We start from the raw sequence: 18,061 nt of genomic DNA, 5'->3' as shown, positions 1-18,061 counted from the left end.
TTTCGTCAGACCGATGCCGCGGAATACTCGGGAACGACCTCGACCGTCGGTGCTCCCTTGCGAACCAACTCGGTCTCCTTCAGGTGCAACAGTGCTGCCTTGGCCTGCCAGCGGGGGCGGGCCATCTGATCGTTGAGCGTCGGAACCGGTTCCGGGGACTCACCTTTGGCGTACTGCGCGGCGTTCGAGCCGATGCTCCGGTAGGTCTCCAGCGTCAACAGCGGACATTGCGGGAACAGTTCCAGGCTCGACAGTCGCGGCAGATCCCGCTGGTGGATCATCGCCGTGCCGCGGGCCAAGATGCCGATCCCGATGCCGGAGCCCGACAGCTTGGCCGCCGTGTGAGCCATCAGCGCCAGGTCGGCACTGTGCTGGAGGCGGATGATGCGGGCACTGACCTCCTGCTCCTCGATGCCCGCAAGGATCTGCCGGATCACCTCGGCGTGCGGCAGGTCGACGATGGTCTTCGAGAACAGGCTCCCGAACGCCGGCGATATGGCCAGCACCACCTCGTCGGAACGCTTGCCGCGCTCAGCCTTTCCGACCTCGTTGAACGAGATCTCGCGCTGGCCTTCATCCGTATTGGTCGACACGGTCATTCCACCTCCACCTCGGGATTGGATGCGCTCGTCACGTGGCGCAGCTTCTTCATCTCTTCCCAGCGCGCACCGGAGGGTCGATACCCGGTGCCGGGGCCGGCATAGTCATTCGCATCGTTGACGGCCGATAGCGGCTGCAACTCCTTGGTCAGAATCGCCGAGGTCTGCAGCAAGTCGCCCGAAACACGCTGGCGCAGAACGGCCAACAGGTTTTCGGCGACATCGGAGAAGCCGGTCGCCTCCAACGCCTTCACCAGATCCAGGCCTGTGACGTTGCGATCCATCACCTGCTGAGCACCCTTGAGGTCCTCCAGCACGTCCCGAGGAATGAGTTCCTTGGAGCCGTTGGCGTACACGGCGGTATCGACCTCGGCGTCGCTGATCGGCGGCAGGTCCAGGTAGCGGAACACCGCCTGCAGCGCCTGGGCAGCGCGGGTGCGCACTGCCAGGATCTCGGACTCCTTGACGTGCCGAAGACCGCCGTCGATCTGGAGATCGCGCTGGATGGTGTTGAAGTCGTCGTAGTCGTCGCTGTCGAGGTTCGAGCCCGCGAACATGTTGTCGTAGTTGGGCATCGAAGAGTACCCCGAGCACACGAAGTCCGTGCCCGGCATCATCTGCGGCATCAACCGTGCAGTCCGGCGCATGGCCGAGTGTGAGAACGACTGGTCGTTTCCCGAGGCGCATTCGAGATCGACCGACGAGGCGATCAGGTTCTCCGCGGCGACCGCGCGGATGCCCGCGGGCACCGCTCCCGGCACGCCGATGCACGAGATCGAGCCGTTCTGCAGGCCCTGCACACCCGCACCCTTGGCGATCAGGATGCACCGGATCTCCAAGTACAGCATCGACTTACCCTGCGCGTTGCCCATCTGCACCTCGGAACCGGTGCCGGAGGTGAAGCGCATCTTGATCCCGCGCGATGCGTATGCCCCGGCCAGGAACGCCTTCGACCACGGGGTGTCGTCACCGTCGACGAAGACCGGCTCGGTGCCGTACACCGAGATGGTCTCCGCGTAACCGGTGATGCCACGCATACCAAGGTCGAGCTCGGTGGCCTCCTCCAGCGCGCACTGGGTCAGAGGGCCACCGGTGCCGACCTGGCTGCCGATCTGCTGAGCCATCGCGACCAGCGGGGCGTAGCGCACCACGCCCAAAGTCGTTTCCACTTCCGAGAATCCGCGAATCGACGCCTCAGCGGCATCGCAGGCGACCTGAAGCGGATTGTCCCTGGCACTGGTGCAGTGCCCCTGGTTCGCCGGTGTGCGACGGGCACGCATCTTCTGCATCCCCATCATGATCTCGACGATGTTGAGGTTCTTGGCCACCGCGAGCAGCTTGGCAGGCGTCAGCCCGTTGGTGACGGCGATGACCTCTTGGCGGGTCACCGCCGGATCCACGAACATGCGCGCGATGTCCTGCGCCGAGAGCGCCATCGCCTGCTCGGTAACCTCGGCGGAGATGGCCTTGTCGGCGATGAACTGATCGATGAAGTCGAAGTCGGCGCGCTCGACGCCGTCCATTTCCACGATGACGCCGTTCTCAACCCGCACACTCGGCTGAGGGTCGAACTCGCTGTCCATCGCGACCATGCCGACCTCTGGCCACTCCTCGACGAAGCCGTCGAGGTTGACCGGGCGGTCCTCCAGGATCTGGGTCCGGAGAGAATGGCGAGTGCCGTCACCGGCACCGGGCTTCTGAATTGCTTCTGCACTCATTATTGGCTCCTATTCGCCCGTTGCCAGGATGTCGCGTCGCTCGTAGACGTCGGCCGCCTCGAGTACCAGTTCGGCCAGCAGGGTGGCGTCATACTGAGTCGTCAACTCCTCGGCGATCGCCTCGAGCTCTGCCTTGGTGGACGCGTTCGGTCGCAAGGCGTTGTAGATCTCCAAGACTCGGCTGTCGGATATCGCCGTCATCTCCGCGGCGCGGCGAAGATTGGCGCCCAGCTGCTTCCGTCCTGCCTTCTCCGACACCTGCGCCTGTAGCCGCAGGGTGTCCGGAGTGATTCGAAGGTCCGTGGCCTGAACCTCACCCGACACCACGGCCTCGATGGTGATGTCGTCGATCGACTTGCCGGTGGGGGTGAAGAGCAGATCCCTTCGGTGGACACTCAGCGGATAGTCCACCGCGGGATCGAGGGTCGGTTGCGTCATGCACTGCTCCAAGAGGTGAGGGGTGGCACATAGCCACCCAACGTCCACATACGTGACCTGGTCGGCCCCGTGCGGCCCATTGTGGCTGACATCACGTTGCATCAACGTTGCAGCGATGAGCGCTCGTGAATGAGCTGGTAGAGCTCGTTTCGACGGCACCCTGACCGTTCGGATGGGAACGCAACGGGGTTCGCCGATCCGCGGCCCGGCCGCCTTCACCGCCACTACCGTTGGGCACCATGACCGGCACCCCAGCATCGTCGGATAAGCCGGCGGCGTCCCTCGACGGGCCCGCCCTCCTCGCGGCCACCGCCCGACTGGGCGGCTACTTCGACATGTCGTCACAGGGTGCCGACCAGGGTGCGCACCTGGCGACGCTCACCGATGCAGCGACGCTCACCGCCTTCGTGGATCGCACGCGAACGGCGATCGCGAGGTCGATGGCATGCGACGCGAACAGCATTCCCATGCGGCTTGCGGCGTCGTCATTTCAGTTGAACGTGGTGTCGCGGCTCATCTCCCCCGTGCTCGGAGCGGCCGTCGTGGGCGGTGCCGTCCCCATGTTCACTCCGGAGTCTGTGAGATGGCTGGCGACGGAAGGGCATTCGCCGTCCTTCGAGACCATTGACGTCGCATGCGAATCGGCTCCGACTGCGATTCGCGCGGCCGAGCTGATCTCCGACTCCCTGCTCACCACCATCGTCGGCCCGTTGAACGAGGCCCTCAAGACGTCGGCGTCGCTGTCGGATCGCGTCAGTTGGGGCAACACGATCTCGGCTGCCAACGGCGCGGTCACGGTGATGGCGATGTCCCGGCCCGAGCTGGAGCCGTCCGGCCGGGCGCTGGTACGTGCACTCCTCGACATCGGCCCCCTGCGAGACACCGGCGACTTCGACGGCGGCCGGTTCGTCCGGCGCAGCTGCTGCCTGTTCTACCAAGCGCCGTCAGGGGGTCTCTGCGGGGACTGTGTGCTCGCGGTGTCTGACGGGTCACAGCAGACCCAGGTGCATTGAGTTCGTCTCTTTGCAACGTCACTGCAACGCACGTCGCGTTAGCATTCGCCCGCCGATCGGCAGGACGGAGTCACACATGGGTTGGTCACAACCGCACTACTCGCCGATTCACCCGGCACGACGCGGATCCGAGAGTGGTTCGCCGCGCGGAATCGCCGATGCGCGTGGAGGTCTCGTCGAGAGCCCCAGGCTTCGCACTGCGTTCGTGATGAACGACGAGCTACTGTTGCACGGGCTGGCACACGTTATGGGGCTAGCCGATGGTGTTCAGATCGTGGGTGACGTCCGCCACGGCGCCGGACTGGTCGATCGACTCCGGTCGATGCGTCCCGAACTGTTGGTGGTCGACGGGGACCCCGACCTCCCGCTGTCGACTCTCCTCGCCGAACTCGATCCGGTCCCCAAGGTGATCGTCGTGATCGACCGCGAGGAATCCCCGGCGCGCGCGCTCGATCTGATCCGGGCCGGGGCCGACGCGCTGGTGGACCGTCGCTCTTCGTCGACGGAGCTTCTCAACACCGTGACGAAGGTCCTTGATGGGCAGACCGCACTCGATGCCTACAGCGTCAGTACCCTTATTGCAGAGCTACGTTCACAAAACACCGAGCACGAGCTGGACTATGCGCGCATCCTCACCCGCCGGGAGAAGGAGGTGTTGGCCCTGCTGACCGACGGTTTGGACAACCGGGCGATCGCCACCGACTTGTTCATCTCCGAGGCGACGGTCAAGTTCCACCTGCACAACATCATGGACAAGTTCGGCGTTCACAAGCGAGCGGCATTGGTGTCGGCCGCACTGCGAGGACTGAGCCGCCACGACCGCGAACGACAGGGACGACAAGGGGGTGCCGGTGGCTTCCGGTCCGCAACGAGCACTCGCTGACGACGCGTTCCCAGGCGCATCCGCGGACGCGCTCTCGGTCCAGCTCCCCGTACGTGGCCGACCGGTCACCGTCGTGGGCTCCTCCGGTCGCGCGATGACCACCACCGGGTCGCTGACGGGCGCAGGCGCAGTGGTGACCGTAGTGTCACCCTCACCCACGGCATATCTGTCCGACCTCGCCGACCGTGGGCTGATCGCCATCCGGCAGCGCGCTTTCGAGAACCACGACATCGACTCGGCCGCACTGATTTTCGCATGTACGGGAGACCAGGAGCTCGACGCCGACATCGCAGCCCGCGCGCTCGAACGCGGTGTGTTCTGCATCGTCGACCAACCACGGCGCTCGCCCGCCACCAGCGGTCGCGCGCGGGTCGGCCGAGTCACCCTCGTCGGCGGGGGCCCAGGCGATCCTGGACTCCTCACCATCGCGGGCCGTGATGCGATCGCACGCGCGGACGTCATCGTCGCCGACCGGCTCGCCCCGGTTTCGGTTATCGGCGAGCTCGCGCCGCAAGCCCTGGTGATCGATGCAGCCAAGATCCCTGGCGGCCGCCGGATGGAGCAGAGTGAGATCAACGCGCACCTCATTCGCCATGCATTGGCAGGCAGGGACGTCGTAAGACTCAAGGGCGGAGACGGTTTCGTGTTCGGCCGCGGCGGCGAGGAGGCCGACGAATGCGTTCGGGCAGGCATCACCGTCGATGTCATTCCGGGCGTGAGTTCGGCCATCGCGGCTCCCGCATCGGCGATGATCCCGGCTACGCACCGCGGTCTGACCCAGGGCTTCACGGTGATCTCCGGACACGTGCCCCCCGAGCATCCCGAGTCGGCGGTGAACTACGCGGCGCTCGCGGAGGCGAATACGACGATCATCCTGATGATGGCGGTCGCGAACCTCGACGCCATCGCCCACGCGCTGATGGACGGCGGAATGAGTGCTGACACCCCGGCGGCGGTGGTCGCCGATGGCAGCCTGGCCAGCCAACGAGAAGTCCGGGGCACCCTCTCGTCCATCGCCGAGGCCGCTCGCGCGGCCCACATCGGTGCGCCCGCCACGACCGTGATCGGCGCGGTGGCGGGATTCGTCCCCGGTCGTGCCGCCCCACAGAGGACCGTGGAACTCAACGTTCGATGATCGAACTCGTGGGCACACCGCGCAACCACCTACTGTGGCTGGTCCGCCACGGTGAGTCCACGTGGAACGCCCTCGGCCGCGTGCAGCGCGAGGTCGCCCATCCGCCGCTGACAGCCCGGGGCACCACCCAGGCCTACGCGGCCGGATATGCGTTGCGAGACAGGAAGATCAACCGCATCGTCTGCTCGGACGCCGTCCGCGCACGACAAACCGCCCAGGCGATGGCGACAGTGCTCGGCGTCCGGACCACGGTTGACGAACGCCTGCGAGAACGCGGTTGGCGACGCACCGGCACCCTCGCCGACGCCGACTCTCACCGCCCGGCGCGTCTCGAAGATCCCTCCGAACGGGTCCGACTGGTGCTGTTCGACCTTGCCGCGATGGATGGGTCCACGGCGGTGGTGACGCATGGCGACATAGTCTGCGCGATCCTCGACATGCTGCATGCCCGCGACGCCACCACGCGCCAATGGCGTAGTGGGACCGACGTTCCAAACGGATCGGTGGTGGTCGTCAACCTGCGTCGACTGAGCCGACTGGTCGAGTTCCCTTAGCCTCCGCTACTGCAGGGCGGCGTCTACGGTGACCGCGACGCTCGACAACGCGCGGCCGATCGGGCACACCGACGACGCCGTGTTCGCCAACTCGACGAACCGGTCGTTCGTCACGTCGACACCCCGTCCACGCACCAGCAGGACGATGCCGGCGATCCCGAAGTCGACCTCCGGGCCTCCCTGCGTGACGACCGCCTCGACGTGCAGGTCGGTTTCCGCGTCCGGCCCAATGTCCAGAAGGGCCGACAGCTGCATGGCATAACACGACGCGTAGGCGGCGGCCAGGAGTTCCTCGGGTGAAGTGGTCGAGGTTTGGTCGGCCGCCCGTGTTGCCAGAGAGTAGTCGAATCTGGCTTGCCCGGACGACGTCAGCTCGATCGAGCCGGAACCGCCCACCAACGGCCCATGCCATTCGACGGTGGAAACCCGTGTGCTCATGTGTGGCCTCTCCGAGCCAATGTCAGTTGGTCATGTGGTCGTGGCGACGCCTCGGTCGCCGCCCGGGCGCCAGAGAACGTCCCCGTTGGGGTTCTCGAATCGAGACAGGATGAACATCAAATCCGACAGGCGGTTGAGATACCGCAGGGCGCAGTCGTTGACCGGGGCCGCCTCGGCGAGCACCCATGCGCTGCGTTCTGCCCGCCGGGCAACGGTGCGGGCGTGGTGGAGGTGTGCGGCGGCGATCGTGCCCCCGGGAAGGATGAAGCTGCTGAGCTTCGTCAGGCCCTCGTTGAACTCGTCGCACCACGATTCCAGTTGAGACACTTGCTCTTCGGTGACGCGCAACGGCGGGTACTCCGGTGCCTCGACGATCGGCGTGCACAGGTCCGCGCCGACGTCGAACAGATCGTTCTGGATGACGCCGAGAACCGCGGCGGTGCGCTCACCGACCCCACCGGAAGCTATCGCCAATCCGATCACGGCGTTGGTCTCGTCGCAGTCCGCATAGGCTCCGACGCGGGCGTCGGACTTGGCGACCCGGGACATGTCCCCCAGCGCCGTCGTCCCGGCATCTCCTGTGCGCGTGTAGATCCGGGTCAGATGAACCGCCACGTCTCCCCCTTCTGATCTCCGCGCCAGGCATCCCCTGCCGCTTTCATGCCCACCGTGCTCAACCACCGCGCCCCGGCCCGAAGGCCGAGGGCGACGGGGAGGATCAGGCCGACCATGGCGTGCACACTCACGACGCCACCGCGGGCAGGATCGACGCCACCCCGGCGGCGAGTGCGGCGCCGATGAGCGGCGACACGATGGGCACCCACGAGTAACCCCAACCGGGGTCAGCCTTTCCGGGAATCGGGAGGATCGCGTAGGCGAGGCGTGGTCCGAGGTCGCGCGCCGGGTTCACTGCATAACCTGTTGGTCCGCCGAGCGCGAAGCCAATGGTGATGATGACGAACGTGACGCCAGCGAAGCTCAGCGACGAGTTGGCCGCAGGGTTGCAGAAGATGAAGATGATCAGGACGAAGGTGCCGATGATCTCCGTGACCATGTTCCAAGGCTTGTTGGGAATCGCGGGCGACGTGCAGAAGATGCCGCGCGTACCGGAGTTGTCGTCGTTCTTGTCGAACTGCAGTTTGAACGCGGCCCAACACAGCGAGGCGCCCACGAATCCGCCGAGCAGCTGCGCCGCCCAGTAGACCGGCACGCTCGACCACGGAACTCCGCCCTGCAGCGCTACCGCGAAGGTGACGGCCGGGTTGATGTGACCACCCGACGGGGCGGCGATGCTGGCGCCGGCGAAGACGCCGAAGCCCCAGCCGAGCACGATGATGAGCCAGTCACCTCCGCCTCCGTGTGAGTACGAGTTCTTCAGCACCACAGCGGCTACCGAGCCGTTGCCCAGGAGGCACAGCACCGCCGTACCCAAGAACTCCCAGACGAAGATGTCGATGTTCGACACTGACCACAACCTCTCTCAACGGCCGTCGCGGACGCCGCACGATGCGACGTGGCCGGAATTGTCCGGCCGTGCGCGTTGAGTGTTTTCGAACCCAGGGGCAATTCGGGCGCTTTGCGGCTGGTCCAGCACAATTACTGGCCCACAGGTGGGCTTTTTGGATAGGCTCTCGACGGCCAGCCGTGAAACAAGGGCGAAATGCATCTCGTGTTCGAGCTGCGGCACTACCATCGGCCGCACTGCCTCGCTCGGCGAGGCTTCCTCAAAACCGTTGCCGGTAAACCTAGTTGCCGGAAAGCCCTATCCGAAAGGCTCGTCAATGACTGCCATCACTCTGGCCGCCGCCACCAAGGTCGTCGAAGCGGCGATTGCGAAAGCGGCCGACATCGGCCAGCCCATGAACATCGCCGTGGTCGACGACGGCGGTCACCTGGTGGCGTTCGCCCGGATGGACGGCGCGATCAAGGCAAGCATCGACATCTCCACGAAGAAGGCGCGTACGTCGATTCTGATGAATGCGCCCACGGCCGCCTTGATGCCGTTGGTGCAACCCGGCGCCGAACTCTACGGCCTCGAGCAATTGTCAGGAGGGCTCGTGATCTTCGGTGGTGGAATGCTCCTAACCGACGGTGACACCGTAATCGGAGCGATCGGCGTCAGCGCCGGCAGCGTCGAACAGGACATCAGCGTCGCCGAGGCGGGCGTCGCCGCCGTCTGACCCCGGTCAGGGGACCTCATCCAACAGCGCCCACCGGCGCCTCTCGACTTCGAGAGGTTCCGGTGGGCGCCTTGGTTTCGCGGTGTGCGCGACGGTCGGGGCCGTCAGAAGACTCTGATGGGGCTCTCGGCCGGTTCGGCGAGAAGCGACGTCACCTCGTCGTCCAGTCGGACGAGGGAAACCGAGCAGCCCGCCATGTCGAGCGACGTGCAGTATTCGCCGACGTAGTTGCGACGCACGTTGATTCCACGCGCTACCAGCTGATCGTGCGCCCGGCCGTACAGCAGGTACAGCTCGCTGATCGGCGTGCCGCCAAGACCGTTGATCATCAAGGCGACGTCGTCGCCCCTGCCGTAGGGAAGGTCGCTCACCACAGCCTCCACTAGCTCGTCGACGATGGTGTTGGCGTCTGCGAGCTTCTCCCGTCGGCGGCCTGGCTCGCCGTGAATGCCCACGCCCATCTCCATCTCGTCGTCCCCAAGATCGAAGAGCGGTGATCCCTTCGCGGGCGGTGTGCACGACGTCAGCGCCATGCCCATCGTCCTGGTCACCGCGTTGACCTTCTCACCGATCCGGATGAGCTCGTCGAGATCGGCGCCCTTCTCCGAGGCAGCGCCCACCGCCTTGATGACGAAGAAGTTGCCCGCCACTCCGCGCCGGCCGACCGTGTACGTCGAGTCCTTCACGGCGACGTCGTCGTCGACGACGAGGGTCTTGATGAGGACGCCGTCGGCTTCGGCCATCTCCCGGCCCATGTCGAAGGCCATCCGGTCACCGGTGTAATTGTTGATGATGTGCAGCACACCCTTGGGTGAGGCCAACAGCTTCGACGTCTCCAACACGTAATCCATTGGTGGGGCTGCAAATACATCACCAGGGCAGGCCGCGTCGAGCATTCCTCGGCCGACGATCATGACGTGGGCGGGCTCGTGGCCAGAGCCGGAGCCTTGGACGATCGACACCTTGTTCTCGTTGGGCGCGTCCACGCGCATGATCAAATTGTATTCGGGCACGTATTTCAACGTGTCCGGGTTGGCCACGGCAAGACCGTGCAGCATTTCGGAGACGAACTGTTTGGGATCGTTGACGAACTTCTTCATCTCGTTGCCTTCCTTGGCATTTGGTGGATCCTCACGGCAATGGTGGCCGTGGTCGTTTCGGTGACGGATTCAGGCGTCGGCAGCGTTCTGCTGCCATGCCTCGGCGATGGCCTCGACGATCACTGCGACCGCGACCGCGCCTGCGTCGAGAGTTCCGATGCTTCGCTCCCCGGTGTAGGAGGCGCGTCCACGCCTCGCCTGCAGCTCGCGCGTCCCCTCCGCCGCTGACCGCGCAGTGTCGGCTGCCGCTCGCCGCGCGGCTGCGGGAGCGAGACCGTCCTTGCCGGCCTGCGCGATCGATGCGGCGGTGGGCGCCAAGGCGTCCAGGAGCGTCTTGTCGCCAAGTTCCGCACCGCCGCGCGCCTTGATGCCGTCGACCGCGGCGTCCAGCATCGCGGCGATCCGTGCCATGTCGAGACTGACCGCACCCGCGGCGCAGGTGGCTGCCCGGAGAAAGCCCGTGCCCCAGATGGGGCCGGAGGTACCGCCGATCCGGCTGGTGATCACGACCGCGACCTTCTTGAGGAACGTCGACGCGTCGCTGCGATCGAAGGTGTCCCAGTCCGCGAGAACGATCTCGAACCCCCGTGCCATCGAATAGCCGAAGTCGCCGTCACCGACTACCGCGTCGAGGTCGCCGAAATACTTCTCGTTCGCCACCACCGTTTCGGCCATCACGCGGACTGCTCGATCGACGTCGAAAATCGTTGCCGCCATGCAATCATCCTTTCTCTTGATCGGGTCGGGTAAACGACGCGTGGCCTCAGGTGACTAGCGACGCCACGGTCGTCGCGTCGACCCAGTCGCCGACCGGCACGGCGCGGGGATTGAGGAGAACCTCGACCGGCTCGGCACCGGGCTCCCCCAGGTCCGAGACCACCAGCGCGGCCCCGTCGAAGTCGTCGTCTCGGGTGTAGCCGTTGACGGTGACCAGACACTCGATACCGGCGGCCCGCGCCGCGCGGAAACCGTTGGCGGAGTCCTCGATCACGATCACCTCCGATGGCGACACTCTCATCGCCTCCAGCGCAAGGAGATAGATGTCGGGAGCTGGCTTCTTGTGAGCCACCACGTCGCCGGCGAGCACCACGAATTCGGCGGCCGCCTCCCGGCCGACGACGTGCTCCAGCACCGATCGCACCGCTGGCTCGGCCGAAGTCGAGGCCACGGCCAATTGCCAGCCGGAGGCCCTCGCCTGGCGTATCAGCCGAGCAATGCCGGGCCGACCCGGAAGGCGGCCACTCGAGACGATCTCGGTGTAGATCTCCGTCTTGCGGCGGTGCCAGCGTGCAACGACCGCGCGCTGCTCGCCGACGTCGGTCGGCAGTTTGGCGGCCGCCACGAATTCCGGTGTCAGCAGGCTCATCATGCGTTCCTTGCCGCCGCCGATGGCCAACTTTTCGCCGTACCCCCGCTCGGTCCACTGCACCGGCAGGTCGAATTCTCGGAACGTTTGGTTGAAGGCAGGCAGATGGCCGAACCGTTCGGTGTCGGCCAGTACGCCGTCGCAGTCGAAGATCAGCGCCTTCACGGGGGTCGTCACCACGTCTTGCCTGCGCTGCCGAACGTGTCGATGTAACCGGCTGCAAGGGTCTCGACCGTCGAGCCGACGCTCGAGAAGAGCGACGGCGGGTCCCACTTGTCGCCTCTTTCGGCTTCCCGCAGAAAGCTCAGATTGGACTTCATGTAGGCGACCTTGAGAGCCGTGGAGATGTTCACCTTCGCGCAGCCACGCGCGATGAGGTCGGTGAACTGCTCCTCGGTCATCCCGGTGCCGCCATGCAGCGCCACCGGGACGCCCGTGGCGTCGACCAAATCGCTGACGCGCTCATTGTCGAGGGTGGGCTCGGCGATGTACACGCCGTGGGCGTTGCCGATGGACGGCGCGAATACGTCGACGCCGGAGCGTTCGATGAAGTCGACCGCGACCTCGAGAGACTGCCGGTCCGCGACGTCATCGGACCCGATTCCGTCCTCGACGCCGGTGATGGCTTCGATCTCCCCTTCGACGTGCGCGCCGACCGCCCGCGCTTCGGCGACGACCTCGATCACCTGACGCAGATTCTCCTCGACGGGCAAACGAGACGCGTCGAACAGCACCGAATTCCAGCCGGTGCGAAGGCAATCGGTGATGACCTCCCGTTCCGGGCAGTGGTCGAGGTGTAGGCAGACCGGGACCTCGATACCCGCGGTCATCGACGTCCACATCCCGTACAGCACGTCCATCCCGATTGACCGCACCGTCTTGACCGAGGTCTGAACGATGAGGGGTGAACGACGTTCGACAGCAGCTGCCAGCACGGCCTCCATCGTCAGATCGTTGAAGACGTTGATGGCGGCGACGCCATAGCGCTGCAGGAGGGCGCGATCCAGGATGTCCTTCAGGGCGACGACGGGCATAACGCCCAAACTACGGCCAGAATGTGGTCATTCACATGGGGAGGACTACCCGTTTCCCGGTGGGGGTTTCCCCTCCCGTGACGTCTCGTATCTCACGGACGTCGCAGCAGCGCAACCAGTTCCGTACGGTTGTGCACCCGCGACTTGCGCAGCAGCGAGCTGACGTGCTTGCCGACGGTCTTGACCGAAATGGTCAGTTCCGCGGCAATCACCTTGTCCGGCAGCCCCTTTTCAAGCAACGCCCGGACCTCCAGCTCACGGCTGGTCATCGTCTCGCCGTCCGGACGCAAATCGCGATGCAGAGTTCGTGCCGAGGTTCCCGAGAAGAAGGCTTCACCACGGGCGGTGGCGAGGACGGCCTGTACCAGTGCCGCACCGTCTGCACTCTTGTCCAAGCAACCACGAGCCCCCGCCCGGAGCGCGGCCGCGAGCCGGTGGTCGTCCCCCGGTTCGGACAAGCACAGCACCGCGGCGTGACCAGCGCTGGCGAGCGTGCGGGTCAGGTCGGCCACGTCTGGCTCGCCGTCGGCGGTGTCGAGGCTGGCCACCACCACGTCGGCATGAACGGCCTGCTGAAGGATGACGGCCTCGGTCGTGCCGGCCACCTCCCCGACCACCTCGACGTGCAGACCGGCCTGGGTCAGCAGCCGTGTGACGCCCGCGCGAACGAGCGGACGCGATTCCACCACCATCACGCGCAAGGGCCTGCCGGTGTCCGCCGGCTCGGGCCGCTCCGTAGGGAAGCGAACCCGCAGGCTCGTGCCCCAGCCCGGAACCGAACGGAGCTCGACGAGTGCGCCCACGGCATGCGCGCGATCGGTCATCCGCCTCAGACCCGATCCCGCGTCAGCTGCCAAACACCGCTGGTCGAACCCCTTGCCGTCGTCCTGCACGAGCAAGGACACTCCGTCGGGCTCGTAGGCGACACCGAGGCGGATGAGGGTCGCGTCCGCGTGCTGGACGGTATTCGCCAGAGCCTCCTGCGCGATTCGCAAGGCCTCGTGGGTTCGCGCCGGATCGAGCTGGGTCGGGTGTCCTGCGACCACCAACCGAGCATCGAGCCGTCCCGCTCGCCGTACCCACTCGACCTCGTCGGCGAGCAGCTCCTCCAACGTCCGGTCGTCGAGCGCCCGACCGAGCAGCCCCGACATGGTCCGACGAGTGTCCGACAGCGCGATCCGCGCCTCACGATGGGCGGCGATTACCAGGTGCTCGGCATCGGCACCGGCACCACCGGAAAGCGACTCCTCGGCACGGGCCAACTGGGCGACCATCCCCACCAAACCCTGGTTCAGGGTCTCGTACACCTCGCGCAGCAGCCGCTCCCGCTCTGCCGCAGTGGCTTTCGTACGCGCCCTTTCCTCCGCGACGTCGTGCAGTCGCGCGTTGGTCAGCGCGACCGCCGCATGCTTTGCGAAGAGCTGCAACAACTCCGCGTCTCGGACGCCGAAGATGCGTGAGTCGTCGCGGCTGAAGACCACGCACACCCCGGTGATCGACCCTCGCCACTCCAGCGGCACGCCGATGACACTGCGCAACGTCGCCCGATCGGCTGCGTCCACGTGGCCGCCCCGCACGTCGTCATACCGGTCGAACCACACCGGCCCACGACGGGCGACGACGGCGCCCGTCGTGCCCTCGCTCAGCGGGAACACTTGCCCCGACTGGCAGCGGATGCCGATGTCTGCTTCCTTACGGTAGGTGCCGGCGGCCTCGTCGACGCTGGCGATCGACCCCGCATCACAACCGAGAAGTTCGGTGCAGCGCAGGAGAATTCGCTCGAGCAACGGGCGCAACGAGAACTCACCCGCGAGATCCGCCGCCACGGCGGTGATCGCCTGCGCCGCGGCCCAGGACGGCTCCTCCGCGATCGAGGAGACCGGGCGCGACGACGCGTCCAATCCGACGTCCACTACAGGACTCCGACGATCCGCCGCACCAGGTGCGAGGAGATCGCGGCTACCTCACTGACGAACGCCGCGAAGTTCAGGTCCGAATCGTGTCCTGCGAGATCCGACAATGCGCGCACGACGATCCACGGGATGCCGACGTTCTCACACACCTGAGCGACTGCGCCACCTTCCATTTCGACCGCCAGCCCATCCAGGTCACCGTGCAACCGCTGCCGGGTGACATCGCAGTGCACGTACTGGTCACCGGTCAAGATGGTGCCGAAGACGACGCGTGGTGGACGGTCGCGGCCACCTGCCGAACGCGACAGCGCCGGTAGCGGTACGCCGTCCAGTCCGGCACGCACCCTGGCCAGCAGGTCGGCGTCCATCGAATATCCCAGTGCGTCAGTTGGGTTGATGAAGGAGACGTGCCCCGCCTGATACCTGAGCAAACCGTCGTTCTCGATCCGGCCGACGTCGTGCTGAACGATCCGGTCGGCGACCACCACGTCACCGATGTGCAGCGCAGGGTCGAGTCCGCCTGCGACGCCGGAGAACAGGATCAGTCGGCACTCGAATCTCGTGGCCATGAGCGTCGTGACGACCGCCGCGTTGACCTTGCCCATTCCGGAACCGGCCAGTACGACGCGACGTCCCTCGAACCATCCCTCGTCGAATTGGAAGCCCGCAACACTCGTCGTGTTAGTTGTCTCCAACACTTCCCGGAGATGCTCGAGCTCTTCGGGGATGGCGCAGAGCAGGCCGATCGTCACGACAACGACTCCGGAAACCTCAGGAGACGTCGACCCAGTCGAGCGTCCGTTGGACGGCCTTCTGCCACCCTTCGTATCCGGCCGTGCGTTGATCGTCGCTCCAGGACGGCGTCCAGCGCTTGTCCTCCTGCCAGTTGGCTCGCAGATCGTCGGGGTTGGCCCAGAAACCGACGGCCAACCCGGCCGCGTAGGCGGCGCCCAGTGCGGTGGTCTCCGCCACGACGGGCTTGACCACGTCGACGCCGAGCACGTCGGACTGAATCTGCATGCACAGATCGTTGGCGGTGATACCGCCGTCGACCTTGAGAACCTCGAGGTGCACCCCGGAATCGGCTTCCATCGCGTCGACCACGTCGCGGCTCTGGTAGCAGATCGCTTCCAGGGTCGCCCGCGCCACGTGCGCATTGGTGTTGAACCGCGACAGCCCGACGATGGCGCCGCGGGCATCGGAGCGCCAGTATGGTGCGAACAGACCGGAGAACGCGGGCACGAAGTACACCCCGCCGTTGTCCTCGACCTGCCGTGCCAGCGACTCGCTCTGGGCAGCGCCGCTGATGATGCCGAGTTGGTCCCGCAGCCACTGCACGGCCGATCCGGTGACGGCGATCGAGCCCTCAAGGGCGTAAACGGGTTTCGCGTCACCGAACTGGTAGCAGACGGTCGTCAGTAGCCCATTCTCGGAGCGCACGATCTTCTCGCCGGTGTTGAGCAGCAGGAAGTTGCCTGTGCCGTAGGTGTTCTTGGCTTCACCGGGCGCCAGGCACACCTGCCCGACCATCGCCGCCTGCTGATCGCCGAGGATGCCCGTCACCGGCACCTCGCCACCCAGTGGACCGGTGTCCAGCGTGACGCCATAGGGCTCGGGGGACGACGACGGCACGATCGTGGGCAGCATCTGCCGTGGAATGCTGAAGAACGACAGCAGCTCGTCGTCCCAGTCGAGCGTCTCGAGGTCCATCAGCATGGTCCGGCTGGCGTTTGTCACGTCGGTGACGTGCACGCCGCCGCGTGGACCGCCGGTGAGATTCCACACCACCCAGCTGTCACTGGTGCCGAAGATCGCGTCGCCCCGCTCGGCAGCCTCGCGCACGCCGTCGACGTTCTCGAGGATCCACTGCACCTTGCCAGCGGAGAAGTAGGTGGCGGGCGGCAGACCGGCCTTGCGCCGGATCACGTCGCCACGTCCGTCGCGGTCCAGCGCGGTGGCGATCCGGTCGGTGCGGGTGTCCTGCCAGACGATCGCGTTGTAGTACGGCCTGCCGGTCTTGCGGTCCCAGACCAGCGCCGTCTCGCGCTGATTGGTGACGCCAAGGGCGGCCAGATCGCCGGTCTGCAGCTTGGTCTTGTTGAGCACCGAGGACAGGACCGACGCGGTCCGCTCCCAAATCTCGACGGGATTGTGTTCGACCCAGCCGGCCTGCGGCAGGATCTGGTCGTGTTCGAGCTGGTGCCTGCCCACCTCGGCACCGTCGTGATCGAAGATCATGGCGCGGGTGCTGGTGGTGCCCTGGTCGATCGCAGCGACGAACTCAGCCAACGGTGCTCCTCTTATTGGGGCGGAAGCGACCCGCCCGGACCCAGGTGAAGACTTCCGACGCTAAACGTCTCGGGGTTGCAGTGAGGTTGCAACGACGCATTTCCAGAAATTGGTCCCTGGAGCTGCGCGGACACCTAAAATACCGATGCCCGTCGGGCGAAGTCCGCCTCGTCGCGTCGCACGCCATACCGGTCGGGGTGCGACCGACACGCCGGCCGCCAGCACTGCCGCACCCCACCCCACCCGGCGGGCCAATTCGACGGCGACCGGAACGTCGTCGGGCGCGGGCAAGCGTCCGTCGCCCATCAAAGCTCGGTGCTCGACGCGGTTGCCGTAGTAGGTGTTGGTCCCGCCGAGGCGAATGCCAAGGGCCCCGGCGAAACTGGCCTCGACCACCCCGGCGTTGGGGCTCGGATGGCCTCTCGCGTCACGCCGCCACGCCGCCAACGCCCCGCGGGGGTGGCGCCCCATGGCGGAGGTCAGCAGACCAGCCAGCCGAGACCCGGGAAGCCCGATGAGGTCGTCGAAACGAGCTGCTGCCCAGCCGAATCGCTCGAATCGGGCGTTGTGGTGACCCACCATCGCATCGAGGGTGTTCGCGGTCCGATGCATGACCAGCCCCGGCACCCCGAGAGTCGCACCCCAGACGTACGAGGTGACCACCGCGTCGCTGGTGTTCTCGGCCACCGATTCGATGACGGCCCGCGCGATCTCATCCGGTGTCAAGTCCGCGGTGTCGCGTCCGACCAGGTTGCGCAACCGTCGCCGCGCGCCGTGAACGTCGTCGGCGGCGAGGAGGTCGTGGACCGCCTGGGCCTCCCTCTCCAACGAACGCCCGCCGAGCACAGCCCAGGTGACCACCGCCGTCAACACGGTGTGCGCCAGGGGATTTCGCGCCCTACGCTCCGCGAGCACTGCCAGCGCGGTCGTGCTGCCCACAAGGATGGTCACGTAGGCGACACCGCGCCGACGATTGTCGGCGTACATCCGTCGTTCCAGCGCCCCCGCCACCGCGCCAAGGCCGGCGACGGGATGCCACCGCCGGGGGTCGCCGAACAGTCGATCGGCGACATGGCCGAGCAGCAGCCCCGCGGCGCGAGATGACCTCGTACTCATCGGATCAGGCCGCTCCCTCGCGGGTGGCGCCTCGTACGATGTCGGTGAGCGCCTCGGCGTTGACTTGCGACAGCCAGACGTGTTCGGCGGCCATGTGCTCGGCCAGCACCCGCGCCAATCCCATCCGCATGCGTCCGCTCTCGCAGTCCACCACGATTGCGGAGATTCGCTGAGCGGCGACGTACGCCGCGGCCCGCCGCGACCGTTCGAGCGCGTCGGCTCTTGCGGTTGCGCGGCCGTCGGTGACGACCACCAGAAGCGGCCGGCGACCCGGGTCGCGCAACC

20 protein-coding genes and 1 pseudogene are annotated in these 18,061 nt (G+C 66.3%); 5 read left to right on the top strand and 16 right to left on the bottom strand.

Going from position 1 to position 18,061, the window contains the following annotated elements:
• Nucleotides 1-5: 5 nt before the first annotated feature.
• Genes B1790_RS15455 through B1790_RS15445 form a run of 3 tightly spaced genes read right to left on the bottom strand, consistent with a single transcriptional unit; the run spans nt 6 to nt 2,755 of the window.
• Nucleotides 6-599: a propanediol/glycerol family dehydratase medium subunit gene (locus B1790_RS15455; protein WP_079924129.1), complete on the bottom strand. Its 594-nt coding sequence runs from the start codon at nt 597-599 to the stop codon at nt 6-8.
• On the bottom strand, nt 596-2,317 hold the full coding sequence (locus tag B1790_RS15450; protein ID WP_079924127.1) for a propanediol/glycerol family dehydratase large subunit: 1,722 nt from the start codon (nt 2,315-2,317) through the stop codon (nt 596-598). Before B1790_RS15450 ends, B1790_RS15455 begins: the two co-directional genes overlap by 4 nt.
• Nucleotides 2,318-2,326: 9 nt before the next feature.
• Nucleotides 2,327-2,755 (bottom strand): diol dehydratase small subunit, encoded by a 429-nt coding sequence (locus tag B1790_RS15445; RefSeq protein WP_079924184.1) that lies wholly within the window; start codon nt 2,753-2,755, stop codon nt 2,327-2,329.
• Between the two features lie 239 nt (nt 2,756-2,994).
• On the opposite strand from B1790_RS15445, the gene B1790_RS15440 reads away from it, so the two are divergent.
• From B1790_RS15440 to B1790_RS15425, 4 genes are all read left to right on the top strand, one after another.
• Entirely contained in the window at nt 2,995-3,768 is a 774-nt protein-coding gene (locus tag B1790_RS15440) for a (2Fe-2S)-binding protein (RefSeq protein ID WP_142271326.1), read from the top strand.
• 274 nt (nt 3,769-4,042) lie between these two features.
• Nucleotides 4,043-4,651 carry a response regulator transcription factor gene (locus B1790_RS15435; RefSeq protein ID WP_158083824.1) on the top strand — a complete coding sequence of 203 codons (609 nt, stop codon included), beginning with the start codon at nt 4,043-4,045 and terminating at the stop codon, nt 4,649-4,651.
• Nucleotides 4,614-5,786 (top strand): uroporphyrinogen-III C-methyltransferase, encoded by a 1,173-nt coding sequence (cobA, locus tag B1790_RS15430; RefSeq protein ID WP_369832354.1) that lies wholly within the window; start codon nt 4,614-4,616, stop codon nt 5,784-5,786. Before B1790_RS15435 ends, cobA begins: the two co-directional genes overlap by 38 nt.
• On the top strand, nt 5,783-6,340 hold the full coding sequence (locus tag B1790_RS15425) for a histidine phosphatase family protein (protein ID WP_079924122.1): 558 nt from the start codon (nt 5,783-5,785) through the stop codon (nt 6,338-6,340). The genes cobA and B1790_RS15425 overlap by 4 nt, the downstream gene beginning before the upstream one ends.
• A gap of 6 nt (nt 6,341-6,346) precedes the next feature.
• Here B1790_RS15425 and B1790_RS15420 read toward each other — a convergent pair whose 3' ends face one another.
• The 4 genes from B1790_RS15420 to B1790_RS15410 are packed head-to-tail and all read right to left on the bottom strand — an operon-like array spanning nt 6,347 to nt 8,243.
• Nucleotides 6,347-6,778, bottom strand: a complete 432-nt coding sequence (locus B1790_RS15420) for an OsmC family peroxiredoxin (protein WP_079924120.1) — start codon at nt 6,776-6,778, stop codon at nt 6,347-6,349.
• Between the two features lie 30 nt (nt 6,779-6,808).
• Nucleotides 6,809-7,393: a cob(I)yrinic acid a,c-diamide adenosyltransferase gene (locus B1790_RS15415; RefSeq protein ID WP_079924118.1), complete on the bottom strand. Its 585-nt coding sequence runs from the start codon at nt 7,391-7,393 to the stop codon at nt 6,809-6,811.
• The gene (locus tag B1790_RS34695; RefSeq protein WP_158083823.1) at nt 7,378-7,524 is read right to left on the bottom strand and encodes a hypothetical protein; all 147 of its coding nucleotides are present in this window, start codon (nt 7,522-7,524) and stop codon (nt 7,378-7,380) included. The genes B1790_RS15415 and B1790_RS34695 overlap by 16 nt, the downstream gene beginning before the upstream one ends.
• Nucleotides 7,521-8,243 carry an MIP/aquaporin family protein gene (locus B1790_RS15410; RefSeq protein WP_079924117.1) on the bottom strand — a complete coding sequence of 241 codons (723 nt, stop codon included), beginning with the start codon at nt 8,241-8,243 and terminating at the stop codon, nt 7,521-7,523. The genes B1790_RS34695 and B1790_RS15410 overlap by 4 nt, the downstream gene beginning before the upstream one ends.
• A 316-nt stretch (nt 8,244-8,559) precedes the next feature.
• On the opposite strand from B1790_RS15410, the gene B1790_RS15405 reads away from it, so the two are divergent.
• Nucleotides 8,560-8,958: a heme-binding protein gene (locus B1790_RS15405; RefSeq protein WP_079924116.1), complete on the top strand. Its 399-nt coding sequence runs from the start codon at nt 8,560-8,562 to the stop codon at nt 8,956-8,958.
• Between the two features lie 104 nt (nt 8,959-9,062).
• On the opposite strand, the gene dhaK is transcribed toward B1790_RS15405, so the two are convergent.
• The 9 genes and pseudogenes from dhaK to B1790_RS34690 all read right to left on the bottom strand — a co-directional run.
• Complete coding sequence (dhaK, locus tag B1790_RS15400) at nt 9,063-10,058, bottom strand: dihydroxyacetone kinase subunit DhaK (RefSeq protein ID WP_079924115.1); 996 nt, start codon at nt 10,056-10,058, stop codon at nt 9,063-9,065.
• A gap of 69 nt (nt 10,059-10,127) precedes the next feature.
• Nucleotides 10,128-10,775, bottom strand: a complete 648-nt coding sequence (gene dhaL, locus B1790_RS15395) for a dihydroxyacetone kinase subunit DhaL (protein ID WP_079924114.1) — start codon at nt 10,773-10,775, stop codon at nt 10,128-10,130.
• Nucleotides 10,776-10,821: 46 nt separating this feature from the next.
• Nucleotides 10,822-11,601 (bottom strand): HAD-IA family hydrolase, encoded by a 780-nt coding sequence (locus B1790_RS15390; RefSeq protein WP_198952019.1) that lies wholly within the window; start codon nt 11,599-11,601, stop codon nt 10,822-10,824.
• Entirely contained in the window at nt 11,598-12,458 is an 861-nt protein-coding gene (locus B1790_RS15385; protein WP_079924113.1) for a class II fructose-bisphosphate aldolase, read from the bottom strand. Before B1790_RS15385 ends, B1790_RS15390 begins: the two co-directional genes overlap by 4 nt.
• Before the next feature lie 92 nt (nt 12,459-12,550).
• Nucleotides 12,551-14,371, bottom strand: coding sequence for a GAF domain-containing protein (locus tag B1790_RS15380; RefSeq protein WP_079924111.1), 1,821 nt, complete (start codon nt 14,369-14,371; stop codon nt 12,551-12,553).
• Nucleotides 14,371-15,123 carry a 5'-methylthioadenosine/adenosylhomocysteine nucleosidase gene (locus B1790_RS15375; RefSeq protein WP_079924109.1) on the bottom strand — a complete coding sequence of 251 codons (753 nt, stop codon included), beginning with the start codon at nt 15,121-15,123 and terminating at the stop codon, nt 14,371-14,373. Before B1790_RS15375 ends, B1790_RS15380 begins: the two co-directional genes overlap by 1 nt.
• A 19-nt stretch (nt 15,124-15,142) precedes the next feature.
• Nucleotides 15,143-16,675: a glycerol kinase GlpK gene (gene glpK / locus B1790_RS15370; RefSeq protein ID WP_255407278.1), complete on the bottom strand. Its 1,533-nt coding sequence runs from the start codon at nt 16,673-16,675 to the stop codon at nt 15,143-15,145.
• A 45-nt stretch (nt 16,676-16,720) separates the two neighbouring features.
• Nucleotides 16,721-17,776 (bottom strand): cobalamin biosynthesis protein, encoded by a 1,056-nt coding sequence (locus tag B1790_RS15365; protein WP_079924107.1) that lies wholly within the window; start codon nt 17,774-17,776, stop codon nt 16,721-16,723.
• A gap of 4 nt (nt 17,777-17,780) precedes the next feature.
• Nucleotides 17,781-18,061, bottom strand: a pseudogene (locus B1790_RS34690) (magnesium chelatase); the annotation flags it as partial.

The organism is Mycobacterium sp. AT1, from assembly GCF_002043095.1.
GTDB lineage: Bacteria > Actinomycetota > Actinomycetes > Mycobacteriales > Mycobacteriaceae > Mycobacterium.
The sequence above is the reverse complement of the archived record's forward strand: the minus strand, read 5'-3'. Positions and strand labels throughout refer to the sequence as shown.